The following is a 25,213-nucleotide window of genomic DNA, read 5'->3' on the forward strand; positions in this document are numbered from 1 at the left end:
GCGAGTTCGTCAAGCGCATGGGAAGGATGCATTGCGGCGCGACGGCCCATTCCGGCGCTTACTGATGGATCTTCGAGCGAAGGCGCTCCACCTCGCGGTCCGATACGGGGTCGGCGTGATTTCCCCACGCGTTTCGCACGAAACTCACCACTTCTGCGATCTGTGCGGACGTCAACTGGCCATGAAAACCTGGCATCTTCTGCGGTGCGGGACCCGTCTCGGTTACCGGGCTCGCGCTCCCTTCGATGACGATGCGCAACACCGAAGTCGGATCTTTCGCCAGCACAAGCGGACTTCCCGCCAGCGCTGCAATCTTGCCCGGTTCACCACGACCGTCAACCTGATGGCAACGCGCACAGAACGACAGATAGATTCCCGCGCCGTGACGTTCGACCTCGCCCGTGCCCAGCGTCCGCTCAGTCTGAACACGCACGCGCTTGTCGTCGCGGTAGCTGCCATAGGTTTGCTGCGGCGCAAGCGACTTGAGGTAGACGGCAATGGCGTTCCGATCCGCGTCGGTCAGGTACTGCGTGCTTTCCCCCACGACGGGAGCCATTGCGCCGAAGGCAACTGCGCCCGCACCGTGCCCGGTGCGCAGAAAATCAGCGATATTGCGCGCAGACCACCGCCCTAGCCCGCTTCCTGGGTCGCCGGTGAGGTTCGGCGCAAGCCAATGATCGTTGACTCCGCCAGTGAGGTACCACGGCGATTTCTCGCTATAGCCGAGCTCATTGTAGGCAGGCCCGCGCGGCGTATGACACGCACCGCAGTGCCCCAAGCCCTGCACAAGGTACGCGCCGCGATTCCACTGCGCCGTTTGCCCGGGATCGGGGGCAAACTCCTCGCGGTTGCCGAACAGCAAACTCCAGAAGGCCATGCCCCACCGTTGATTGAACGGAAACGGCAGTTTGGTCTCAGGGGCTTGCTTTGCCGCGGGCATCACTCCATGCATCAGATAGGCGTACAGCGCCGCGACATCGTCGTCGGTCATGTTCGCAAACGAGGGATAAGGCATGGCCGGGTAAAGCCGCTTGCCGTCGCGACGCTTGCCATAGCGCAATGCATCGGAGAACTCTTTCAACGTGTACTGACCGATCCCAAACTTGGGGTCCGGCGTGATGTTGCTTGCGTAAATCGGACCGAACGGGGAATTCACCGGCATGCCGCCACCCAACGGCGTATGGTCCGCGGCATCGTGGCACGCGCTGCAATCGCCTGCTTTTGCCAGATATTCGCCGCGCGCGACGAGCCGCGGGTCGGTCATCGTCGGCGATTGCGCGGATACGTGGGCGGGCAGATCATCGTCGCCGCCGCCGCTGCAGCCGGCTAGACCGCACGCGAGGACGAGAGTCAGTGCAACAGCCACGCGTTTTGCATTGGTCGGCGCGTTCATATCAATGCCATTGGCTGCAGGAGACGAGAAACACTTCCGCGAGGATCGTGAACAAGAGGCCCACAACGAATCCACAGCCGATCAAAGCGCTACAGAGGGCAATGAAACGCTTGCGGCCAATCTCGTCTTCCGCTTGGGAAGACTGTTCTCGCGACACGTCGTTCTTGCGCCGTTCCTTGATACGCTCTTGCCGTCGTTGCAACAGCAGAAAGCCGTAAGTCGCCAGCGCCGCACAAACGATAGAGATCATGAGCGCCGCGATCGACGCGCCATACAGCCACACATGCAGGTATGAAACGCCGGGCGCGCTGAGCGGTGTCGTGACAGCGTCGCAGGTCTGGGCGGATATTGTCTCGGAGACGATCACCTGTAACAGCCACGCCCCCGGAGAAAGGAAGAATCCCGCGCCCGCACACCAGGCGAGGCGTCGCTTCTCCGCCTCGGTCAACCGCTCAGCACCCGCAACCGATGTTTCCATTACTGGCTCCTTAGCCAGAACGGCGTCACATACAGCGCGGTAAAGATGAATAGCCAGATAACATCCACGAAGTGCCAGTAGAGCCCGCCGATTCGCATGGGCGCGCTGCGCTCCTTGTCGAAGTAGCCGAGCGTAATCCAGATTGCGAGCAGCACCAGGATCACCAGCCCGACCAGAACGTGTGCGAGGTGGAAGCCGGTGATCGTGAAATACAGCGATCCATACAGGTGAGCGGTGACCCGATACGGATGGTCGTGCCATTCCTTCAGCTGAATGCCGACGAAAAGACAGCCGAGCACAATGGCGACGATCATCCAGCTGAGCGCCTGCCATCGCCTGCTCTTTCTGACTGCTCGCTCGGACAGCCAGGCAAAGACGCTGCTCAGTATCAGGACGCTCGTGCTCAATCCACCAACACCGATTTTCGGCATGCCTTCCGGTGGCCACGCCAGTTGCGTTTGCGACTGCGAGTAGAAGTAACTGAAGATGAGATAACCAAAGAGGCTTGCCTCCGTCACGACAAGAGCGAGCACGCCCCACCAGCCACCGGAGTGTTCACCGGCACTGCCCACGGGAAGCGCGTCCTGCTCGCGCGCCTCTCGCGCAGACACCGTCTGCTTCGGCGAGGGCGGCTCCCGCTGCGCCAGAGAACGGCGCGGCCACATCCAGGCAATCAATGCCGCGCCGCAAGCGGCGAAGGCAACGATGGTGAGCACCGGCGAGTGAAGCAGCATCCCAACGAACACAAGCGCTGCAAACAGCCCGACAAAGAACGGAGACCATGCGTCTTCCGGCATCTTCAGGATGACGTCTGGCTTGCCGCTAAAAGGGTGCACGCCGAGCGCCTCCCGGCCCCTATGCAGCAGATACCCTTCCTCCAGGCTGGATCGCCGTCCAGAAGGACGCAAACGGTCTTCCCACAGGGGATGGCGCGATCCGACAACGGGCAGAACTGCGAAGTTGTACGGTGGCGGCGGCGAAGCCACGGACCACTCCAGGCCCGACGCATCCCACGGATTGGGCGGCGCTTTCCTTCCGCGCCGTGCGGATACCACTGCGTTGATGGCGAACAGCAGCACACCGATGCCTAACGCGAAGGACCCGACCGTCGTAATCAGGTTGGAGGTGTCCCAGCCCATTCCCTCGGGGTACGTGTAAATGCGGCGCGGCATACCGAGAAGGCCCGAAATGTGCATCGGAAAAAAGCCGACGTTGAAACCCGTCAGGACGGTCCAGAATGCGATCTTTCCAAGCCGCTCGTTCATTAGACGCCCGGTGAACTTTGGGAACCAGTAGGTGATGCCGCCGAGCACCGGGAAAACGTTGATGCCCAGCAACACGTAGTGCAGGTGAGCAACGATGAAGTACGTCTCGTTGAGTTGCCAGTCGAGCGGCACGGCGGCTGTCATGACGCCGGACACTCCGCCGACCACGAACATCAACACGAAGCTCGCAAAGTAAAGGAACGGCACGGAAAACACGGGCCGTCCCGTCCAGATCGTCGCGATCCACGCGAACACCGCGACGGCGCTCGGGATCGAAATCAGTACGCTTGCGGCGCCGAAAAACGCCAGCGCGAGCGGCGCGATGCCTGTTGCGAACATGTGATGGATCCACACTTCGAAGCCGATGATCATGGTGGCCACCGTCGCCATCGCGACGGCCGCATAAGCCACGAGCGGTCGCCTGCAGAAGGTCGGCAATGCGTCAGAAACAATGCCCATTGCGGGCAGAACCACCACATACACCCACGGATGCGCGAACATCCAGAACAGGTGCTGCCACAACAGTGGCCGGCCGTCGGCGGCCACGTCGAAAAAGTGCGTGCCGATATTGCGATCCATCCACAGCAGGAAGGACGCGAGGCTCACGGCCGGCACTGCAAACAGATTGGCGAAGGAAGCGGTGAGCGTTCCCCATACGATGACAGGCAGCCGATCCACGGACATGCCGACCGCTCGCATACGAAACAGCGTTACGACGAAGTTGACCGCTCCGACCGTGGTAGATATGCCGAGCAGCACCATTCCCAGCGAGTACACATCGATGTTGGGACCTCGGTTGTATTCGATTGACGAGAACGGTACATAGTTGAACCAGCCCGCATTGGGCGCCTCACCCAATGGGAAACTGCAATAGAGAAATACGCCGGCAAACACGAAGATCCAGTATGACAGCGCATTGAGGCGCGGGAACGCCATGTCGCGAGAGCCGAGCATGAGCGGCCAGAGAAAGTTGGCAAAGCCGCTTAGCACGGGCAACGCGTATAGAAAGATCATCGTCACGCCGTGCATCGTGAAAAGCTGCGCGTATTGCTCGGGAGTCAGCAGCGTCTCGTTCGGCCGCGCCAGTTGCAGGCGCATGAGTAGCGCCTCGGCGCCGCCAACCAGCAGAAAAACAAACGCCGTGACGATGTAACGCAAGCCGATCTTCTTGTGGTCCACGGTCGTAATGAAACCGCGCCAGCCCCGTTCGCCTTCCCATGTCTCGCGCAAGCGTTGCTCGGCTTCGGAACCTTGCGGCGCGCTACCGAACTCAGGCTTGCGCCGGAAAGCAGCTTGCCCTCGCTGCCCGCCGCTGTAATCGCTGTAATCACTCGTTGCCGACATCGTGATTTCCTTACCTGAGAGTTGCGAGGTACGCGGACAGGTCGCTCGCCTCCGCAGGCGAAAGCTTCATGTCGGGCATGAGGGCGCCGGGTTTGATGTCCTGCACGTGCTGCACCCAGTCGATCATATTTTTCGGAGTATTGACGATGGTGCCGGCCGCGATCAGCCGCCGCGACATCACATGAGTGAGGTCCGGCGCCTGCACACCCGCAGCATTGCTGCCGCGAATCGCGTGACAGCCCGCACAGCGATCCTCGAACAGCTTCGCCCCCCGTTTTGCGGAGTCATTGGTTGCCGCAAGGGGTGGTGACTGTTGCGCGCCAAGCCATCGGTCGAACTCGGCTTGCGGCTGTGCGTAGACTTCAAAGGCCATATGCGCATGTTGAACCCCGCAATACTGCGTGCATTGACCGCGAAAGACACCGGGTCGATCCGCCTCGAGCCATTGGCGATTAGTGACTCCAGGTATGGCCTGCGTTTTGCCCGACAGCTCCGGGACCCAGAACGCATGAATGACGTCGGCACTCTTGAGTAATACAAGCACCGGTACGCCAACCGGAATATGGAGTTCGTTTGCCGTCGCGAAACGCCTGGTGCCCTTGGTGTCCTCTTCATAGTCGACTTTCCACCACCAGTCGTAAGCGGTGACCGTCACGGTAAGTGCAGGCTCGCGTGGGGGATCGGCAACCTGCGCGAGTACAACCAGCATGTACACCGTGATTGCGAGCAGTGCGAGCGTCGAGATAGTCGTACCGACATAAACGAAGCTCGGGCCGCCTTTCGTGTTCAGCGCGTTCGCATCCTCCTGCCTGCGGCGCTTGAAGATCGCGACGAGAAGCATGATGGCGATCAGCACGCACACGAAGCTGCAGATGCCTGCAAGCATCCACCCTAGATGCAGCACGGGCTGCGCCGCCGGCCCCTCGCCGCGCAAGAAGTACGCGAGCGGCGTGTGCCCGCTCGTCAACGATCCGGGCTCGCCCTGAGTAGCGGTATCGGCGTATGCATCGAGTTCGCGAAAGGCGATTGCGAGTGGCGCGCCGCATCGGACCAGCCACTTCGCGCACCGGCAGGTGAAGCTCACATTTTCTCCTTGATGCCACGCCTGATGAGCCAGTAGTTCACCGGACAAGTCGTAGCAAACCCCACCACCATCGCGGCCTGCATGCGCACCCAATACGCGGCATCCGTAGGTTTGAGCGGGCTAGCAAGCTTCGCGAAAGCTATCATGCAGGCGAACATGCCGACTTCGTAAGCAAGCAGCGAAAGCGTGTCCGCTTTCACCGCGGCAGCAATGCCATCGCGCAGACCGAGACCGCGCATCGGCGCAATGGAGAAGTACTGAAACGCTATACCGATCAGATAGGCCAAAGCAAACGCTAGCGCCAGTCGTCCTGCAAGCTCGGACCCCCCTATTGCCAGCGACAACGCAAAAGCCAGCCATTCGCCTATGAAGTCGCCCAACGCACATCCGGCGCCGCAGTGCGTCGCGCCAAGGAAGGTGGACTGCCACACCGGCGCTTCCTGCTTGCCGGCACCTGGGTTCGAACGGCCGAACCAGAAATAGAAAACCAGCCCCGCGGGTCCCCAGTACAGCACGGTGAGCGGCCAGACGACTGACATGATGGGCATTGGTTGCTTATGGCCGGCCACCCATATGTCGAACATCACAAAACATGCTGCAAGCGCAGACAACATGAGCCACGCTGCCGGCATGACAGCCGACCACTCTGCTTGCATCCTGGATTCTCCGGCAATGCTTGTATGGATTACGGTGACGAGTACGCCGTACCGGCGTCGTACTCGCAACTGCTCGCTTCGATTGGGAGGAGACAGCAATTCTTATTCCGTTCCCCGCTTGCGCGGCATCTCGCCAATAGCACGTTTGCCGGAGTCGATCAGGTCTCCAGGAAATTCAATTCGAGGTGAACATATGGCACGTGGTGACTTCCAGCATGAAAGGATTTTGAATGTCTGAGGACCACACAAGTGCTGAAAGGCCGAAAGGCGCTTGACCGTGCAAGCTGACTTGCACGTGCGTTGGAACGCGGCGGCGAGCGCGGGCGTTGAAGGCTGGAGTGAAAGGCCAGCTATATCCACCACTGCAACGATGTCAGTGAAAGCGGCATTGCCGGATGAGGTCTGGCATGCGTTCTCGACGAACGTGTGCTGCCGTGTATCAGGAGCGGGGAGTTGACGGGCGTGTTGGTGGACTGCTGCGCATCGCTGTGCGCCAGGGCGTCGCGCAGTGCAACGCCCGGCGTCGTAAAAGCCGCATTCAGGACGGCTCGTGGAATGAAGCTTCAGGCATTAATCAACCGGACGGTTGGACCACGAGCACGTTTGTATGATCACGCACCGCGTGCACGGTGCAGAGGATCAGCCCCCTCACCCGCACGACGATGCGTGCGCGGCCTGACGCGAGCACAGCACGTCCGCGGCAAGCGACCCAAGCGGGGCGAGCGAAGCGGACGACACCCCGGTCATGATGACTCGCTCCGCTCCATATCGAGGAGTAAATCGCCGGATGCGGGCACCACGCCCGCATCCGCCCCGCGCTTAAATCTGTTGCTGGCCGCCATCGACGAACAGTTCGGCGCCGTTCACGAAGCTCGCGTCGTCGGACGCGAGGAACAGCGCGGCGCTCGCGATTTCAGCGGCTTCGCCGAGACGGCCCATTGGAATCTGAGCGGCCAGGTAATCGGCGAGGCCTTGCTGCTGGGCCGCGTCCGGCCCGGCGAGATCCAGCAAGCCGGGAGTACGCGTGGCGCCCGGGCTGATCGTGTTCACGCGGATGCGGCGCTCCTTCAGATCGAGAATCCAGCTGCGTGCAAAGGCCCGCACTGCCGCCTTCGAGGCCGAGTACACACTGAATGCCGCCGTACCCGCGCTGCCTGCCGTCGAACCGGTCAGGATCACCGATGCACCTTCCGCAAGCAGCGGCAGCGCCTTTTGCACCGTGAACAGCACGCCCTTGACGTTACGGTCGAATGTGTCGTCGAAGTGCTCCTCGGTAATGCTGCCGAGCGGCAGCATCGAGCCGCCGCCGGCATTCGCGAACAGCACGTCGAGGCGTCCGTGTTCTTCCTTGATCTGCGCATAGAGCGCGTCGAGTTCGCTGAGCTTCGTTGAATCGACCCGTACGCCCGTCGCCTTGCCGCCGGCTTCGCGAATCGCCTTCACGGCCGAATCGAGCTCTGCCTGACGACGGCCGGTAAGGTAGACGTGCGCGCCTTCAGCGGCGAAGCGCTGGGCGCTGGCGAGGCCAATGCCGCTAGTTGCGCCGGTAACGAGTGCGATCTTGTTTTCCAGTTTGCGTGCCATGGTGCTGCTCCTTCGAATGAGTGGGTGGGTTGAACTGCGCCCGGTGTTGTGTGCTGCCATGTGAGAAGAATATCGACGCATCAGCACATCCGAAATAGAATTGATTGCAATCCAACGTTGCAAAAATGAAAAGATGAGGAACGATGGCAAAACTGCCTGATTTCGAAGGACTCGCGATGTTCGCCAAGGTCGCGGAGGAAGGGTCGTTTGCGGCCGCGGCGCGGGCGATGGGCGTGTCGGTGGCCACTGTCTCGCGCGGCGTGGCCCGTCTGGAGGACCGGTTGGGCGCGCGGCTTTTCAACCGCACGTCGCGCCAGCTCTCGGTCACCGAGTTTGGCCGCACGATCTGCGAGAAGGCCGGCGATATTTACCGCCAGGCCGAGGAGGCGGAAAGCGCCGCGCGTGAACTGTCGGTGCAGCCGCGCGGCCTGGTGCGCCTCGCTGTGCCTATGTCGTTCGGGCTGCGCTGGGTCGCGCCGTTACTGCCCGCCTTCTTTCGGACCTACCCGGAAGTGTCGATCGACCTGCATCTGTCCGACGCGTCGGTCGATCTGGTTGCCGAGGGCTTTGACGCCGCGTTGCGCATTGCGGCCTTGCCGGATTCGTCGCTGGTCGCGCGACGATTGTGCGCGGTCACGCAGTACCTGGTCGCGTCGCCGCAATACCTGGAGCGCGAGGGGTGGCCCACGCATCCGCGTGAGCTCGTGGACCGGCCGTGCCTTTCGTACGCCTATCGCGCGGGCAGCGAGGTATGGCGCTTCAGGAACGACGCGGGCGAAGAAGAACCCGTCGTGCCGACAGGGCCGCTGCGCGTGACGAATTCCGAGGCGCTGTTGCCCACGCTGCTCGACGGTCTCGCAATCGGCGAGTTGCCCGAGTTCATGGCCGGCGAATATCTGGCCGATGGCCGCCTGCAAGCCATTCTTACCGACTGGTCGCTCACGAAGGGCGGCCTTTACTTCGTCACGCCGTCGGCGCGCGCACGGCCCGCAAAGGTGCGCGTACTGTCGGACTACTTCGCCGAACATCTGTCCGATCCGACGTGGCGATGGCCGAAGTAGCCGCCGCGGCTGCACGTCGCCGGGCCGCGCGGAACTGGTCGCGGGACTGATCGCGGGACTGATCGTTGTAGCCCGGCTATCGCTTCCTTAGGTGGGGTGGAATAAAGCACCGACTGCCGTGTTCACCCATACAGAACATCACCAGGGAAGAGCGATGACTCTAGTTAATACTCCGAAGCATCTTGCCAAGTTCGCGCTTGCGGTCTGCGTGTCTTGTGCGACGGCGCCTGCTGCATTCGCGGCGAGCGCCGGCACGCACGCCGAGGCTGGCCCAGAAGCGGCGTTCCTCGAAGAGAACGAAATAGCAATGACGAAGATGATGGACGGCATGGACGCCAAACCGTCAGGCGACGTCGACAAAGACTTCGTCGCGATGATGATTCCGCATCATCAAGGCGCGATCGATATGGCGCAAGCGGAACTCAGACACGGAAAGAACGAGCAGTTGCGCCGGATCGCGCAGGAAATCATCGTCGAGCAACAGCAGGAGATAGTCGCCATGCGCATTGCGTTGGGGCAGCCGTTGCCGCCGTCGGCCGCTGCACCGGATCAGATGGGTCCGGGCCACGCATCAGGTTCTGCCGCGCAGCCGACCCACCACAGCATGTCCGGATCGATGTCCAATCAAGAGGATCAGCAATGAAGAAGAACCTTTCCCGATTTTGCGTCGCCGCGAGCCTTGCCGGCTTTGCACTTGCCGGCTCTGCGTGGGCCGGTCAGGCACCCGGCGCGGCCAGCGCGCCTGATATCGCTGTCAGCCATCACGACCGTGTTTATGCGGCCGAGCAGTTCTCCAACACCGTCTCTGTGACGGACCCGGCGGACAACCGGCTGCTCGGCGTGATCCGGCTGGGCGACCCTTCGCCGACGAACTTCAGCCCGCTGTATCGCGGACAGGTTCTGGTTCACGGCATGGGGTTCTCGCCGGACCACAAGACGATCGCTGTCGTGTCCATCGGGTCGAACTCGGTCTCGTTCATCGACACCGCGACGAATGCCGTAAAACACGTGACCTATGTCGGACGCTCACCGCACGAAGCCTTCTTCACGCCCGACGGCAAGGAAGTATGGGTGACCGTGCGCGGCGAGAACTACGTGTCCGTACTCGACGCAGCGACGTTCGAAGAAAAGACCCGCATTACGGTGCCCGCCGGCCCCGGCATGCAGATCTTCTCGCCGGATGGAAAATACGGGTATGTGTGCTCGTCGTTCAATCCAGAAACGGACGTGATCTCGGTGGCGGACCACCAGATCGTGGCCAAGGTCAAACAGGACAGTCCTTTCTGTCCGAACATCGCGGCGAGCCCGGACGGCAAAGAGGTGTGGTTCACTCTCAAGGACGTGGGCAGGACCCAGGTGTTCGAGGCTCAGCCGCCCTTCAGGCTTCTGAAGACGCTCGACACCGGTCCCATCACCAACCACGTGAACCTGGTCAAGAACAGCAACGGCACGTTCGCGTACGTGACCGTTGGCGGGCTGAACGAGGTCAAGGTCTATCGCACCGGCACCTTTGAGCAGGTCGCGACCATTCCCGTCGGCAATCTGCCGCATGGCATCTGGCCGTCCGGAGACGGCACGCGGGTCTATGTCGGGCTTGAAAACGGCGACGCACTGGCCGCGATCGACACGTTGACCAACAAGGTCATCGCGCAGATTCCGATTGGCCAGGCGCCGCAGGCGGTGACCTACGTTCCGGGCGGGGTGCCCGAAGGCGACGGCACGCAGAATCTGCAGCCGCTCGGCGTGGCGGGCAACACGGTGCATCTGCATCTGACGGCGGCGGATGCAGGCACTTCGGCGCCGGCGAATCCGCCGACCAGCGTCGCGCTTTTCGATCAGGGCCTGCTGCAAGTGCTGCAGGCCTCGGTGACCGGGCTCAAACCGAAGCAGCCTTACGTGCTCGGACTGTCCGACAACCCAGCCGGCCACGGCGCGATCGAGGGACTCGCCACCTTCATGACGAATCCGGCTGGCTCGGCCATCGTGAACGCGATCGGGCAGATTCGTCAGGTGGTATCGGTCAATGGGCCGCAGCCGGCCAGCGGCCGTCGCTATCTGGTGATCGCGCCGCAGGTGGATGGAAAGCCGGGTGCGCCGGTTCAGGTGCAGGCGCTGTGATTGAGGCGAGGGGCCGCAAGGCCCCTCTTTTTGCATGGCAGGCTGAAACGGCTTCTGTACCGGGCATCATCCCGCAAACCGTACAGGTACTGTACCGGCAACGCTGGCTAGAATGCATCAATCCCAGCCCGAACAGCGGAGCCCGCCATGTTCTCAATCACGCTCAGCGCGCTGCCTGCCGGCATTTTGTTCGCGCTCGTCACCACCATCACGCCAGGCCCGAACAACACCATGTTGCTCGCCTCGGGCGTGAACTTCGGCTTTCGCCGCACCTTGCCGCACATTTCGGGCATCAGCGCGGGGGTCGTGCTGTTGATGCTGTCGGTGGGCATCGGGCTCGGCGAGGCCTTCGTCCACTTCCCTGTGCTGTACACGGTGCTCGAGGTGGCGAGCGTCGCTTACCTGCTCTATCTCGCATGGAAGATCGGCACGTCCGGCGAACTTAAGGTCAAGCAGGGCGAACGCCGGCCAATGAGGTTTTACGAAGCCATCGCGTTCCAGTGGGTGAACCCCAAGGCCTGGATGATGGTGCTGACGGCCGCCACGACCATTCACCTGAGCGAGAGCTACAGCATGAACGCCGTTGCCATGGCCGTGCTGTTCTACGTGATCGGCTTTCCGTGCATCTGCCTGTGGGCCGGCTTCGGCACCGCGATGCGGCGCGTGCTGTCCGACGCGCGGCGTCTGCGGGCCTTCAACATGACGATGGCGTTGCTGCTCGTGGCATCGCTCTACCCGATCGCGCTCAAGCTGTTCGACACGGCCACCGCCTGAGCCACACGTTTAGCGCGGCTAGACCGCCCCGCGCTGCACGCGTTCGATGAAGCGCCACAACGCGTCGTCGGTCGAATAGGGGGCGTTGAAGCGAAACCACGCGCTCGGCGCGTCGTCGGGGCGAAAGTACGAGCCGGGCGCGAGCCAGATGCCGTGCGTAAGCGCCGCCGTCGCGATGTCGCCGGCGCGCCCGGCGTCTATCGCAAGGCGCGCCCACAGAAAGAGACCGGCGCGCGGCCGATGAAACACCTCGAGACCGAGCGAGTCGAGCCGCTCCTCGACCGTGGCATGCGCGAGCTTGAGCCGCTCGTTCACCGCTTCCACGTGACGCGCGTAGCGCCCCTCGAGCAGCACCTTGTCGACGATCCGCTCGATGGCCTCCGACGACGTCAAACCCACCGCCATCTTGGTGCGCGCCAGTTCGCGCAGCACCGCGCGCTCGGCCACGACATAGCCGCAGCGCAGTCCCGGCGTGACGGTTTTGGAAAAACCGCCTACGTACAGCACACGCTGCAAGCCCTCCATCGCGGCGAACAGCGGCGCGCCGGACGGCGCGAGCTCGCGGCTCACGTCGTCCTCGATCACCCACATGCGCTGACGCTCGGCGATCTGCAACAGACGGAAGGCCGCCGACATGCCGAAAGTCGCACCGGTCGGATTCTGCAGCGTCGTGTTGACGAAGATGGCCTTGGGCTTGTGCTCGGCGACGAGCGCTTCGAGCACGTCGGTATCCACACCGGCGGGCGTGCGCGGCACGCCATGCACCACGAGCCCAGCCAGCTTGAGAATCTGCAGCAGATTGCAATAGCCCGGATCTTCGACGATCACTGCGTCGCCCGCGCGCAGCAACGTGCGCACGATCAGATCCAGGCCCTGCGTCGCTCCCTGAGTGAGCAGCACGTTGGACACGTCGACAGGCAAGCCATAGCGGTCGAGCTGCTCGGCAATGCGCTCGCGCAGCGGCGCAAAACCGTACGGGTGGCCGTAATCGCCGAGCCGCGCGGCGGGCACGCGGCTCATTGCGCGCAGCGCGTGCTGCAGGCCGGTTTCGTTGATCCATTCGTTCGGCAGCCAGCCGCCGCCAGCCTTGATCGGCACGGAATGATCGGCGAATACGTCGGACAGCAGCCAGGTCGCGGTGAGGCTGGGCGGCTGCCAGTCGGTGACGGCGGCGCGCGGCGCGGGCGAGCGCGCCGCGACGCGATAACCAGAGCCGCGGCGCGCGACTACCAGCCCCATCGACACCAGACGGTTGTACGCCTCGGTCACCGTGAAGGTGCTCAGTTCGTGGGTCTGCGCCAGTTGCCGCACCGACGGCAACAGCGCGCCCGCGCGCAGCGACTGCGCCTCGATGGCCTGCGCGAAACCCTGCACGACCTGCTCGACCAGCGTCGGGGCGGCGCGCCGGTCGCGCTCGAGGTTCAATTCGATCATGATGAGCAATCGGGACAAAGAAGTCGGCCGCGGCCGACGGCTGGAAGCGATGACCTCGGCACAGTTGCCGCGAATTCACCAACACAGTTAGCGCGACACCGCGTCAACTGTTTATGCCGCCATTAAACCGCGAACGCTACAGTTTTGGCTATGCCCCGGTGGAATCCCCCGGGCAACGCCCAAAGCAAGTCCCGCTTGGGAAACCGCTTCGAGGAGAAACCATGACTTCGCGCCCTGTCATCGACGATCTGTCGTCTTTCTGGATGCCCTTCACCGCCAACCGCCAGTTCAAGGCCGCACCGCGCCTGCTAGAGTCGGCGAAAGGCATGTACTACCGCAGCACCGACGGCCGCGAAGTGCTCGACGGCTGCGCGGGCCTCTGGTGCGTGAACGCCGGCCACGGCCGCGACGAGATTGTCGCGGCGATCACGCAGCAGCTCTCTAAACTGGACTTTGCGCCCACGTTCCAGATGGGCCACCCGCTCGCGTTCGAAGCGGCCACCAAGGTCGCCGAGCTGATGCCCGAGGGCCTCGACCGTATCTTCTTCACGAACTCCGGTTCGGAGTCCGTCGACACCGCGCTGAAAATCGCGCTCGCCTATCACCGCTCGCGCGGCGAAGCGCAGCGCACGCGCCTGATTGGCCGTGAACGCGGTTATCACGGCGTGGGCTTTGGCGGCATTTCGGTGGGCGGCATTGCGCCGAACCGCAAAACGTTTTCCGGTGCGTTGCTGCCGGCGGTCGACCACTTGCCGCATACGCACAACCTCGAGCAGAACGCATTCTCCAAAGGCCAGCCGGCGTGGGGCGCGCATCTCGCGGACGAACTGGAGCGCATCGTCGCGCTGCACGATGCATCGACGATCGCCGCGGTGATCGTGGAACCGGTCGCGGGCTCGACCGGCGTGCTGATTCCGCCGCAAGGCTATCTGCAGAAGCTGCGCGAAATCTGCACGAAGCACGGCATCCTGCTGATTTTCGACGAAGTGATCACGGGCTTTGGCCGCGTGGGCAAAGCCACGGCCAGCGAATATTTCGGCGTGACGCCCGACCTCATCACGATGGCCAAGGCGATCAACAACGCGTCAATTCCGATGGGCGCGGTCGCGGCCAGCCGCACGGTGCACGACACCATCGTCAACGCCGGCGCGCAAGGCGCGATCGAGCTGTTCCACGGCTACACGTATTCGGCGCATCCGGCCGCGGTCGCCGCCGCCATTGCCACGCTGGAGCTGTATCGCAAGGAGGGCCTGTTCGAGCGCGCGGCCACGCTCGCGCCCACGTTCGAAGCCGCCGCTCATTCGTTGCGCGGCACGAAGCATGTGAAGGACATCCGCAATCTCGGGATGATCGCGGGCATCGAGCTCGAATCGCGCGACGGCGCGCCGGGCGCGCGCGCCTATGAGGCGTTCGTCAAATGCTTCGAGGCGGGCGTGCTGGTGCGCTTTACCGGCGACATTCTGGCGTTCTCGCCGCCGCTCATCATCAACGAAGAGCAGATTGCGCACATCTTCAAGACGGTTGGCGACGTGCTGGCCACCGTGCAGTAAGGTTAGGCAAGCCGCGCGGAGCGGCGCGCGGCTTGTGCGAGGTGACTGCTTGCGGCTTGGTGGTGGCGGTTTGCTGGTGGCGGTTTGCGACTCGCTGGTTTCCGGTTGCCGCTCGTGCGAGCTGACTGCTTGTGGCTTGCCGGCTGCCGGGTGCGGCTCGCGGGTGCCGGCGGCCGGCAACCAGCGCCCCGCCGCCAGTTCAATGATGATGCGCGCGTGCGGCTCGCGTCTGCGCCGCCTTCTTGGCTGCGGCTGAGCGTCCGGCTGCGCCCTTGGTCGCAGCGGCCTTCTTTGCCGCCGCCGAGCGGCTCGCGGCCGGACGTTTGGCCGCCGCCGACTTCGCCTGCTTCGACATGGCCGAATGCGAAGCGCCGGCCTTGCTCTCGCGCTTCAACACATTGGTGCTGGTGCGCGAGCGCTTCGCCGTCGACTCCTTGCTGGCTGTCTTTTTCGCGGCGCCCTTGTTCTGTCCCGCGGCGCTGTCCTTCTCCGCCTTCTTGCGCGTGGCCTCGCTCGTTGCGCCCTTCTTCGGCGCCTTCAGATCGACGCCCGCGCGACGCGCTTCGGACAATCCAATGGCGATGGCCTGCTTCGGCGAGCGGACCCCGTGCTTGCCGGCGCGTACCTTGTCCACCTGCTCCTTGACGAACTCTCCAGCTTGCGTGCTCGCCGATTTGCCGGCGCGTTTGTCGGCTTCGGCACGCTTGAGGGTTTTCTTCTCGGGCATGACAGTTCTCCGGTTGACTATGGCCCAACCGGTGCAGCAATGACTGTGCCGAAGGGCCGGTACAGCATCTCAGGACTCGCGCCGTTCACGTGGACAGCGTATGGTGTAGTCAGGGACCGGCGCACCGGACCGGCCCGAACCGGAGACGTCCATGAAGTTCCCCCACGTGCGCGCGGGTGCGCATATCGAAGGCGTTCACTGGATCGCCGAATACGCGGAAGACGTCCACGAGATTCGCATCTTTCGCGAAGGGCAGGAAATCGACGTCCACGATGCGCCTTCGTCGCTGTTCGGCGACGAGCAGAACGCGGGCTCGAAGAGCACCGCCGATCATCGCGCGGCCGAGGCTGCGGTGCTGGCTTATCTGAGGCGCTTTGTGGCGGAGCATGACGCGCAGGAGTAAGCGGGCCCGCGTGGGTTGAGGGTGCGGGTGCGGGGTGCGGTGCGGGACGTCGATCGGGCGATTGAGAGCAGCAGTTCGGTTTCAGCAGCTTCACACCATCGGCCATTCTTCGGTGCCCTTGTGCACGCGCTTGGAGTCCGGCATCGGCTGCAGTCGCCAGGGTGAACCATGTTCCCTGTACCACCGGTCGCACCGCTCCCGTCTGATCGACCTGTCCGTGCACAGGCCGTCTTCAATCGCTTCCATGTACATGACCATTGAGACATAGCGCCGCCAGCGGCGCAGTCTAAAGCACACCGTCCCTACCGCAATCTAGAGCCAGCAGAGCGCTGCCTCGCTAGCCGACAACGACCAGCCCGGGTTCTGCTCCCGCCAGTCCCACAGGGCGAGGGCCGTCACTGGGGCTGCAAGCGCAATGCACATAAGCAGCCACTTCGTTACGCGGGGCCTCATGTGAAGCCTGCGCCACCTTTCACGCGTCTCGAGGCGTGATTCGAATGGGGCGGAATAGAGTACGTGTTTCGGCATGTATCCTTCTGTTTTCAGCGAATGAAGCCCCGCAGAAGCCCGTCAATAATCGCCCTCACAAAAACCGCGAAAGCTCTCGCTACAGCAACCGTAACCAGCACTTCATTTGCCAGTGACGCAGAACGAGAAACCCGATCATTAGGGCCGCAAAGAGGTAAGAGGAGACGGTGAGCTTCAGGTCCCAGGGCGCAACCAGCAGGCAGACCATCCATGCCGCTCCACACAAGATAATCTCGGGCCCCAGGATGGGGTTGTACTCGTATTCCTTCTTCCATGGCACCCCCACGCGATCCGGTTCTTTCGCCACCACATTCAAGACGACTCCCCGCTCATGCGGCAACGCGACGAGCTGTGCGCCTTGGCCGAAGTGGGCCATTCTTGCGGCCAGCGCCTGCAGCACCCATCGCGCCACCGGAGCCTGTGGACCGATAGCCGTCTCAAGCGCATGTTCTTCTACCTTCAGGCCCGACTCCCTCACCGCCCCCAAAGTGGCGTGTTGCGCCAGGCCTTTCAGACGGCTGAACCAGAAGTGACGGATACGTGTACGCTGCACCTGCTCCGAATCCAGCAGCAGTGTGAGCGCCTTCCCGGCCTCGTCGGCTCCGGCAACGATCTGCCGTAACAGCCAGGCGTGAACCTTCGGCTGCTGCCTTGTCGCCATCAGGGCGGGCAAGCCGAACAGCAGCGCGACGGCCGCCTCCGAGACGCCGGGCTTATCGCCCAGCTTTCCGTCATTCAGATGCCAAGCCAGCAGGAGACGGTGCTGCGGTCTCATGGTGATCCCATATCGGTAGTAGGTCGGGCGGTCGTGGTCCTTGAACCAGTCTTCCGCAAATCCGGGGGCCTGGTCGTTGCCGATCCATCTGACGTGCGGCGTGCCCGGCAACCCGGCCTGTTCCCAGACCGCCTGGAAGTCAAGCGATGCTTCAGCCCGGTCGCACTGGATCACGACTTCAAATGACTGGTCTTTCGCCACCAGCGCCAGTTGTGGCGCCAGCGGTGCCAGCATGGTTTCAATCAGCACACGTTCGCGCTGGACGGCATCGCTCCCCTCGATGCTGGCAAGACACATGACCCGCCCGGGATTGTCGGGCGGCTCACCTTCCAGCTTCAGCATGCGCTCTGCAAGGTCGGGCTCGGGTGTCAGAATCACGCTGTCCAGCACCGCCAGGCCCGCACGACTTTCCCTCCGCCAGGCAGTTATCAGAGACCAGCGCGCGGTGTTATCGTGTGCCGCGATGCGATTAGGCTCGTCATACATATGCCAATACACAAGACTACTGAGCGCGACCCAGCAGAAAAACGGCACCGCCAAAGCACCACGGATGATCCTGTCCCACGCCACGGGGCCAACCTTCGGCAGGCCGGACAGGACGATACAGAGTGCGACACCTTCAACGATCAGGTACAGCGCGACAAAGATCCAGACCGACGGCAGTTCCCTCGCCTCATATTCCGCAGGAAATCGCGGCTCCCAGTCAAAAGTCATTTAACCTCCGGTCACACTTCGACTGTCCATTCACGCTGCGACGCGCGCAGCCGTGGTGGCGGACTGCACCTGCAGCGGCACAGATCGTCCTCCAGTGCGTGTTGCCTGCCGCCGAGGTCATCACCGACCAGCCGCGCACTATCCGGCTCGACCACACCAATGGAATTGCAGGCGGGACACTGAACGCGTGCGCCGAGGTAACTCATTTTCCGGTCATCGAGGCCGATATCGTCCACTCCGTCGAGCACGACGCCATTCGCCGTGGTCCGGTCATGCTGGAATATGCAGGCGCGTTCTCGCATGTCAGGCTCCCACCCATTCCCAGCTGGCCCGTCCGCCGGACTCTTTCAGGGTCGGCATGGTCTGTCCGCGCTGCACCGTGACGACGCCCGCGAAGTCGTACCGATAGTTGTTCTCCCATCCCTGCCGCGTGCGGGGCAGCCAGCGGCCACTGCGCGGGCACACCGATCCTGGCTCGCAGAACTGCCGCGTCTCATCAATGAGATCGAAGGAATACTGCTTTACAGGTGTTGGCGCGCTGGCCTCCCACAACCACTGCACCGGGCCGTTGAGGCTCACGCCGTTGCCCCGCTCCATCAGCATTTGCACGGGTTCGGTGGTTGCAACGGCCCCGGCCTTGAACGGCACGAGCTGCAGGCTGCGGTACGTGCTGTAGCCAGTGCGTACGGCGCGGTACAGGCCGTCCTCGGCAAATACCTCACCGGGTTTCACCGGTCGGGACGACATGCTGGCACGATGCGTCGCCTCCCACTGCTCGCGCGCCTCGGGGGTCGAGGGGTAGTCATGGTCGATGGTTATACAGCTTCTAATTGGCCGGAAGTCAACCTGCGATGACAGACCCCAACCATAGCCCTCATACTCGATCCTCATGAAAACGGCACCGGATAGTTCATACTCGCCCTTCGTTATTCGATTATCGGGAATTGATTCCAATTTAAGAATTTTGCGTTCGCCTGGGTGCAAAGTAACAAGGCCCTCAGCAAAATCCCCTTTGTTAATTAACCTTTTTCCTGCCAAACCAAATCCCCAATCATCGCGAGGCTGCATTTTTCCAAGTTCACTAAATGGAGCAACTCCAAGGTCCCCGCCCTGCGTATCGCCGGACCACTGGTCCGGCGTCCTGAATTTGATCCATCTGTTTCCGGAGTTGATGAATTGCACCGATACGATATAATGGCCCTCCTTACGCTCAACACCGACCGTAGTGAAATCCAGTTTGATAATCTTTTTGCCATCGGTCCGCGCTTGCTCGGAAAGGCTGAAAGGGACGTCGAAAACTGGATGCCGAAAACGTTCCGGGATCAACCGCAGAGAACCTGACCTGCTCACAGCTTTGTCCCCTTCGAAACAAACAATAGTAAACGTCGCGGCGGGGTCATGCGCCTCGGGCCCACCGGTCTGAATATCCTTGTCGCACAAGGTTTTCGCTACGTCTTTCAACGCTTGCACATCCTCTTTCTTTGGTTCAAGTTCAAAAACCCCGATACCCGTCTGTGTCTCATCATTGATGGTGTCACCTTTCGCGAAGTAAAACTTGCCTTGCCCATCAAAAGTCATCTGTCGGGAGCCATACTGAAGGCCACCGGACCACGAAAGCGAGAAAGCACCGGGCTTCATCACAGTGTTCTCTGAATCTTTTGCCATTACGCGACCGCCCCAAATCAGCACATAAATAAGAAAATAAAAAAACGCCCGCAGCCTGCTCATGCGATTAGTTTTTGACATTGACGCCACTTCCCTTTCTTGTTGATTTTTCGCCGACCGTACCGGTATTAGATGTCGTCGCAGCAGGCGCGTGGTAGCCCACCCTCCACAACTTGTTCGTGTGAGCAGAAAACCATCTGCGAATATATTCGAGGTAGTATGGCGACGTGGTAGCTGTTGGGCGGAGGGCTCCTTGTCCCATCAGATTGGTTTTCGTTTCGATGACCCAAAACGTATTTTTGTTTTTGTTCGCATCAGCGAGCTGAAAATCTATATCCTTACCGTTCTGAATATAGATTGAATGCACAAAACCACCTTGCTCCCAATACTCATCCGGAAAGTTGAACAGATGTCCCGTCTCATGTGCTTTCGTTTGCGTAATTCTCTCGACGTATCGACCATTCGACATCTGGTAATCTTTTTCAGGCCAATTGTAGGCGTCTGCGCGAGCAGTTGTCGGAAACAAATTGATCGTGATGTTTGGGTTCAGTGTGATAGCCTCCGACGCTCGTACTACATGAACGTCTGCACAAAATCTCACCGAAACCCGACAACCACAAGCACCTTCTTTTCGACACCCAGCAAGAATCAGATTGTAGTTCCCCTGATTTAGTGTCTTTTCAATTTCGTTTTTGTACGTGGAAGCATTAACTTCCTTGGGGTCGCGATCTACCAACATTAATCCTTGTTCAGGATAGGACTTCTGCGAGTTAGCTCCGTTGTTGAACGTTTCATATTGGACGACAACGTAGTTATCGTCCTCGTCGCGAAGTGGTTGCCCCGTTGCACGATTCATCTTCACTAACAATCGTGGTACCAAGGCAGTAACGACCGTCGCTGTCAGCGTTTTGCTATTCGAATCGTAAGTAAACTTACACGTAGTCCGCGCGGTTCCGGAGCACATCACCGGCTGACCACCATCTTCCAGCCGCTCAGTCCTCATCCAGCCATATTTCTGGTAGGTCGGTGTCTCCCGCTCCATAGTGGCAAGCTCGGTGAAATCAGCCAGTTGCCAGCCGCACGAAGCAGGACTTAACAGCGGGATCGGGTCGGGCGCGACGCACTTTTGCTGCTCATTGTCCGGGTCATTGATTGTCAGCCCGCCATTGTTTGGTGCGTCTTCTTTCGCGTTTGGCTTCCCACCGAACAAGCCGTCAATAAACGAGGGCGGCACTGCTCCCGTATTCGCCAGCGACTCCCACTGCGAGGCGTCGGGTGCGGGCGCTGGCGGTGCTGGTCGCGGCACGAAGTGCGGGTTGGTGCGCCACACCTCGCACTGTGTCGTGTACGGCACAAACACCGGAGCGAATGCCGCGCCGCCCAGGTCCATCTGCGCAGGTCCCGTCTTCTTCAGGCCGCTTGTCCTGAACACGGCACCACCGCGCGAGCCGAATTCGATGCCGCCCGGCGTCATGCGCAGGTACGAGCCGCCCACATTCAGCACAATCTCCTTCGATGACTTCACCTGCAGCACGCCGTCCACCGTCTCCATCGTCATGTCGCCCTGCGAGGCGAGCTGCATGCGGCCACGCTGGGCCTGCGCAACGAAGTCCCCCGCAGCCGTGATGAGGCGCATGCCCTTCTGCGAGAACATCGACAGCAGGTCACCTGCTGCCACCGTAAAGCGCCTGAGCGTACTGAAATGCACGCCTTTCTTCGCACTGCCGATGATAGGGCCGTCTGCGGCCACCTGTACGCCGTCGCCCGAGGCGATAGCGACCGGCCCGGGACCACTCACCAGCACGCCAGGCTTTTTCATATCCTTCAGGCCGTCATGGATCGCCTGCTGCGCATCTGGATCGGCGGACGATGCCGTGGACGCCTCCGCAGAACCAGCAAGTGACTTGACGAACATCTAGTGACCCGTCAGTTGCGCGTCCGTCTCGTCCATGGCGAGCACCTTGCCGCCTGCGCCTGGCCCGTTATGCGCGGTCACCATCACGCCCGCGCCGCCCCGGCTAACCAGATGCCCTGACGTGCGCAGTTCCGCTCCCGCCCCCCTCGGCTGCAGATCGCCATCCGGTATGAAGCCCAGGTTCAGCTGCGAGCGGCCCGAGTGTTCGGTACTGAGTTCGATGCCTTCCTGCCCCTGCCAGTCATCGAACCAGAGCTTGTTCCCCGAGCGCGTGCGTATCTCGCTGCGCGATATGCGCCTGCGCGAACTGTTGATAAGGTCCGGGTTCACGCTGTTTGGCAGGAACGCCAGCGCGAACGGCTTGTTTGGGTTGCCTTCATAGAAGCCCGCCACACCGTGATCGCCATCCACGGGCGGCATGTTCAGCCCCGAGCGGCCCTTGCTGGCAAAGGGTTTGGCCATGCGTATGGGGATACTCTCGCCGCCCTTCGGCCAGTTGCCGAAGTCACAGTGAAAGCGCACGACGATCCGCCCTTCCGCGTCCAGATAGGGGTACGTGTATTTGTCCGGCGAAGTGACCGTAAAACCCAGCGTGTGGACACGCGGCCATCTAGACTCGTTTATCGGCAACCGGTAGGGCCGCCCCGCAGGGATCGCACGGAACTTGTTGTAGTAGTTCTGGTTACGCGCCCCCCGGTGTACCACCTTCCAGACGAACAGTCCTTCCTTGGTTTCGAACGCCGTGTTGTCGTCCATTGCGTCCAACTCGTCCGGCTTCACGATGCAGCCTGGCCGGATCGACGGCATGGTGGACTTGCCCCTGAAGACGACCTGCTGCGCCCGCGCCGCTTCGTGCCGCAACACCGCCTCGCGCTTCGCACCTTCTGTGTCCGCGTGCTGGGTGCCCCAGACCACGGGTGTGCCCATCATCGTGCCGGTTTCCTGTCCGGTTACGAACGGGTTGCGTGCACGCCCTTCCTCGCGAAGGACCGTCACCGCATTCTCCGGGTTGTAATCCGCCACGATGAACGACTCGGGCACTGTGCGCGTTCCAACCTCCAGCGAGAGGATCGTCTCGTTGAATGGAGTCAGCAGTCCCGTGGGAGGGCGATTCGGCAGTTCGATAGCCGGACGCGTATAGCCGTCGATGTCATCGGCAATCACCAGGACCTCGCCGTGCCTGCCTTCCTCCGTGAACCAGAACAGGCCCGCCTGCTCCATTTCAAGCTGGCAGTAGGCGAGGTCGCCCATGTTGTACTGGAAACGGAACGGATGCCTGGGATGCTTGCGCCGAAGGCGCTGCTCGATGTGCATCCACGGCCGTATGCCGTTACGTTCGATGACCTCCTTGATGATTTCGGCCGATGTGCTGTTCTGGTACGTGGCACAGTTGCTGGGTCCGTCGAGCATGGCCAGGCGCTGCCGGATTTCAACGCGATAGCTGTAGCCGTCGGGTGAGCGCGAAACTGATCCAACACGCGAAACGAAGCCCTGGAATTTACGAACCGGTGCGGTTTCCTCGGTGTGGAACGCGAAGTCCGCCCACTGTCCGAGAATATCCCTGCGCGACACCCGCTCCGGTGTGAAAACCTTTGCCGTGATCCTGTAGGGCTTGCACACTTGCTCCCGCACTTCCCATTCGATTACCGATACCTCCGGCAGCGGCCGTTTTTCTTCTTCCTTTGATCCCCGGTCGTTCCGGTAACGACGGATCAGTGTGAGGTGCGCCGACTGCCGGCCCGTCAGATTCGTCTGAGGACGATCAGATTCCGCCATGGTTGCCTGCCTGTTTATTTTATGGATTCCTAAATTACAGGCCGGTAGTTCAGAATCGCTTCCGGCCCATCTGTCACCAAATCCGAATCCCCGATGGTTCAGCAAGCTGGCGCGCGGCTCAATAGGACAAGTTCTAAAAAGAGCGTCGTTTTATGCGCGGTGAATGGCCTTCTGCAAAAGGTTCAGCAAGCATTGACGATAATCAATGAGGCTCCTGCTCACCGCCCGACAAATGATCCAGGCGTCAGCACATGACCAAGTCAGCGCCGACGTGTGTCATAGGTAGCAACAGACTGTGCCCAGGGCTGCTCGGACCGTGAGCAGCGACCATTGCAGCATGCCGACCGCCGCCGGCGAACCCCGGTGCGCATCCGCCTGAGCCAGGCGTTATTCACGGAATATGTCGAGGGGTCATCGCAGGGAACTCGCGATCTTTAGCAGGAACGAAAGAACCACCGTGCAGCCTGAGCGGGCGGCGGGCTCCGAACATGGAGTCCGCCGCCCGCATCGCGGTCGTTCAACGCGGTCGTTGTCAGCAACCGCACGGACAGAGAGTCTTCCGCCACGGCCCGCCCATCGAAAGCAAGCCGCGCAAAGGCGTAACGCGCACCGAACACGTCGGCACGCGGACTCAAAAGCTTATCTAGCTACCGCCACGCACGAGAGGCCACCCCGCCAACACCCCACCGCACGCTCCCACCAACTCACTCCCCAGGCCGAAGTTTCTTCACTTCCGCGTCCGACGGCTGTACGCTCGCGCCGTCAATGTAGCGATACGAGGTCATCACGCCCTTGCCGTCCTTCAACCCCGTCACGCCGACATAAGCGCCCATGGTCGACTGATTGTCCTGCGCGCGATAGGTGATCGGCCCAAACGGCGTGTCGACGCTAAGGCCCTTGAACGCCGCCGCGAGCTTGTCGGTATCCGCGGAACCGGCCTTCCTGATGCCCGCCGCAATGGACATGAGCGCGGAGTAGCCGACCACGGAGCCAAGCCGCGGATAGTCGTGATACTTGGCCTGATAGGCATCCACAAACTTCTTGTTCGCAGCGGTGTCGATCGAATACCACGGGTAGCCCGTCACGATCCAGCCAGTCGGCGCTTCGGCGCCGAGCGGATCGAGGTAGTCCGGCTCGCCGGTCAGCAGCGACACCACCGTGCGATCCTTGAAGAGGCCGCGCGTATTGCCCTCGCGCACGAACTTGCCGAGGTCGGCGCCGAACAGCACGTTGAAAATCGCGTCGGGCTTCGCATCGGCAATTGCCTGCGTGACCGCACCCGCATCCACGTTGCCAAGCGGCGTAGCCTGTTCCGCGACGAACTGCACGTCAGGCTGCGCGGCGCTCAGCAGCTTCTTGAAAGTGGCCACCGCCGACTGGCCATACTCGTAGTTCGGATAGACGAGCGCCCAGCGCTTCTTCTTCAGCCTCGCGGCTTCGGGCACGAGCATCGCGACCTGCATGTACGTGGAAGGACGCAGACGGTACGTGTACTTGTTGCCGTCGGCCCAGACAATCTTGTCGGTCAGCGGTTCGGCGGCTAGGAAGAAGATCTTCTTCTGCTTCGCGAAGTCAGTGAGCGCAAGCCCGGTGTTCGACAGAAAGCCGCCGAACAGCAACTGCACCTGTTCGCGGGCAATCAGCTCCTGCGCGACGCGAATCGTGTCGCCGGGGTTGCCGTTGTCGTCGCGCGAAATGACTTCGAGCTTCTTGCCGAGCACGCCGCCCGCGCCGTTGATCTGTTCGAGCGCCAGATTCCAGCCGTTTTTGTAAGGCCCGAGAAAGGCCGGCTGCGCCTTGTAGCTGTTTATTTCCCCGATCTTGATGGTCTGCTGGGCGTTCGCGCCGAACGCAGCAAATGAAAAAACCGTCGATAGCGTAAGGCGAGAGATCCATCCTGCGCGCGTGGTCATGCGTTTCTCCGTATCAAATGGATTGCGGGAATGCGTTGGTTTTCTAGCGGCTTGTC

The 25,213-nt window shown here is 61.7% G+C and carries 20 protein-coding genes; 6 read left to right on the plus strand and 14 right to left on the minus strand.

Translation table 11 applies throughout. The annotated features are described in order from the left end of the window. Nucleotides 1-58: 58 nt before the first annotated feature. The 6 genes from JNB89_RS10655 to JNB89_RS10680 all read right to left on the minus strand — a co-directional run bounded on the left by JNB89_RS10655 (nt 59) and on the right by JNB89_RS10680 (nt 7,804). The gene (locus JNB89_RS10655) at nt 59-1,264 is read right to left on the minus strand and encodes a cytochrome c (protein ID WP_431026586.1); all 1,206 of its coding nucleotides are present in this window, start codon (nt 1,262-1,264) and stop codon (nt 59-61) included. 130 nt (nt 1,265-1,394) lie between these two features. Continuing rightward, entirely contained in the window at nt 1,395-1,871 is a 477-nt protein-coding gene (locus tag JNB89_RS10660) for a hypothetical protein (RefSeq protein ID WP_220362147.1), read from the minus strand. Next, complete coding sequence (ctaD, locus tag JNB89_RS10665; protein WP_220362148.1) at nt 1,871-4,480, minus strand: cytochrome c oxidase subunit I; 2,610 nt, start codon at nt 4,478-4,480, stop codon at nt 1,871-1,873. Before ctaD ends, JNB89_RS10660 begins: the two co-directional genes overlap by 1 nt. Nucleotides 4,481-4,490: 10 nt before the next feature. Further along, the gene (gene coxB / locus JNB89_RS10670) at nt 4,491-5,564 is read right to left on the minus strand and encodes a cytochrome c oxidase subunit II (protein ID WP_220362149.1); all 1,074 of its coding nucleotides are present in this window, start codon (nt 5,562-5,564) and stop codon (nt 4,491-4,493) included. After that, on the minus strand, nt 5,561-6,103 hold the full coding sequence (locus JNB89_RS10675; RefSeq protein WP_223216726.1) for a DUF4396 domain-containing protein: 543 nt from the start codon (nt 6,101-6,103) through the stop codon (nt 5,561-5,563). Before JNB89_RS10675 ends, coxB begins: the two co-directional genes overlap by 4 nt. Before the next feature lie 936 nt (nt 6,104-7,039). Next, on the minus strand, nt 7,040-7,804 hold the full coding sequence (locus tag JNB89_RS10680) for an SDR family NAD(P)-dependent oxidoreductase (RefSeq protein WP_013342584.1): 765 nt from the start codon (nt 7,802-7,804) through the stop codon (nt 7,040-7,042). A gap of 143 nt (nt 7,805-7,947) precedes the next feature. Between JNB89_RS10680 and JNB89_RS10685 the strand changes: the two genes are divergently transcribed. The 4 genes from JNB89_RS10685 (at nt 7,948) to JNB89_RS10700 (ending at nt 11,757) form a co-directional block, all read left to right on the plus strand. Further along, nucleotides 7,948-8,865 carry a LysR family transcriptional regulator gene (locus tag JNB89_RS10685; protein WP_220362151.1) on the plus strand — a complete coding sequence of 306 codons (918 nt, stop codon included), beginning with the start codon at nt 7,948-7,950 and terminating at the stop codon, nt 8,863-8,865. A gap of 154 nt (nt 8,866-9,019) precedes the next feature. Beyond that, nucleotides 9,020-9,508 (plus strand): DUF305 domain-containing protein, encoded by a 489-nt coding sequence (locus JNB89_RS10690; protein WP_220362152.1) that lies wholly within the window; start codon nt 9,020-9,022, stop codon nt 9,506-9,508. Continuing rightward, nucleotides 9,505-10,983, plus strand: coding sequence for a YncE family protein (locus JNB89_RS10695; protein ID WP_220362153.1), 1,479 nt, complete (start codon nt 9,505-9,507; stop codon nt 10,981-10,983). Before JNB89_RS10690 ends, JNB89_RS10695 begins: the two co-directional genes overlap by 4 nt. Before the next feature lie 147 nt (nt 10,984-11,130). After that, entirely contained in the window at nt 11,131-11,757 is a 627-nt protein-coding gene (locus JNB89_RS10700) for a LysE family translocator (RefSeq protein ID WP_220362154.1), read from the plus strand. A gap of 18 nt (nt 11,758-11,775) precedes the next feature. Here JNB89_RS10700 and JNB89_RS10705 read toward each other — a convergent pair whose 3' ends face one another. After that, nucleotides 11,776-13,191 (minus strand): PLP-dependent aminotransferase family protein, encoded by a 1,416-nt coding sequence (locus JNB89_RS10705; RefSeq protein WP_220362155.1) that lies wholly within the window; start codon nt 13,189-13,191, stop codon nt 11,776-11,778. Between the two features lie 221 nt (nt 13,192-13,412). Here JNB89_RS10705 and JNB89_RS10710 point away from each other — a divergent pair, with 221 nt between their 5' ends. Continuing rightward, nucleotides 13,413-14,741 (plus strand): aspartate aminotransferase family protein, encoded by a 1,329-nt coding sequence (locus JNB89_RS10710; RefSeq protein ID WP_220362156.1) that lies wholly within the window; start codon nt 13,413-13,415, stop codon nt 14,739-14,741. A gap of 199 nt (nt 14,742-14,940) precedes the next feature. Here the strand turns inward: JNB89_RS10710 and JNB89_RS10715 are convergent, their stop codons facing one another. Beyond that, entirely contained in the window at nt 14,941-15,468 is a 528-nt protein-coding gene (locus tag JNB89_RS10715) for a DUF6496 domain-containing protein (protein ID WP_013342577.1), read from the minus strand. Nucleotides 15,469-15,619: 151 nt separating this feature from the next. Here JNB89_RS10715 and JNB89_RS10720 point away from each other — a divergent pair, with 151 nt between their 5' ends. Continuing rightward, on the plus strand, nt 15,620-15,871 hold the full coding sequence (locus tag JNB89_RS10720) for a hypothetical protein (protein WP_220362157.1): 252 nt from the start codon (nt 15,620-15,622) through the stop codon (nt 15,869-15,871). Nucleotides 15,872-16,478: 607 nt separating this feature from the next. Here JNB89_RS10720 and JNB89_RS10725 read toward each other — a convergent pair. From JNB89_RS10725 to JNB89_RS10750, 6 genes are all read right to left on the minus strand, one after another. Then, on the minus strand, nt 16,479-17,888 hold the full coding sequence (locus tag JNB89_RS10725) for a hypothetical protein (protein ID WP_220362158.1): 1,410 nt from the start codon (nt 17,886-17,888) through the stop codon (nt 16,479-16,481). Between the two features lie 11 nt (nt 17,889-17,899). Further along, nucleotides 17,900-18,190 (minus strand): PAAR domain-containing protein, encoded by a 291-nt coding sequence (locus tag JNB89_RS10730; protein WP_220362159.1) that lies wholly within the window; start codon nt 18,188-18,190, stop codon nt 17,900-17,902. Nucleotide 18,191: 1 nt separating this feature from the next. Beyond that, entirely contained in the window at nt 18,192-19,634 is a 1,443-nt protein-coding gene (locus JNB89_RS10735; RefSeq protein WP_220362160.1) for a hypothetical protein, read from the minus strand. Next, complete coding sequence (locus tag JNB89_RS10740; protein ID WP_220362161.1) at nt 19,621-21,468, minus strand: DUF2345 domain-containing protein; 1,848 nt, start codon at nt 21,466-21,468, stop codon at nt 19,621-19,623. Before JNB89_RS10740 ends, JNB89_RS10735 begins: the two co-directional genes overlap by 14 nt. Further along, complete coding sequence (locus JNB89_RS10745; protein ID WP_220362162.1) at nt 21,469-23,244, minus strand: type VI secretion system Vgr family protein; 1,776 nt, start codon at nt 23,242-23,244, stop codon at nt 21,469-21,471. Nucleotides 23,245-23,948: 704 nt separating this feature from the next. Continuing rightward, the gene (locus JNB89_RS10750; protein ID WP_220362163.1) at nt 23,949-25,157 is read right to left on the minus strand and encodes an ABC transporter substrate-binding protein; all 1,209 of its coding nucleotides are present in this window, start codon (nt 25,155-25,157) and stop codon (nt 23,949-23,951) included. Between the last annotated feature and the right edge of the window lie 56 nt (nt 25,158-25,213).

The sequence above is a fragment of the Paraburkholderia phenoliruptrix genome (assembly GCF_019511605.1).
Lineage (GTDB): Bacteria > Pseudomonadota > Gammaproteobacteria > Burkholderiales > Burkholderiaceae > Paraburkholderia > Paraburkholderia phenoliruptrix_A.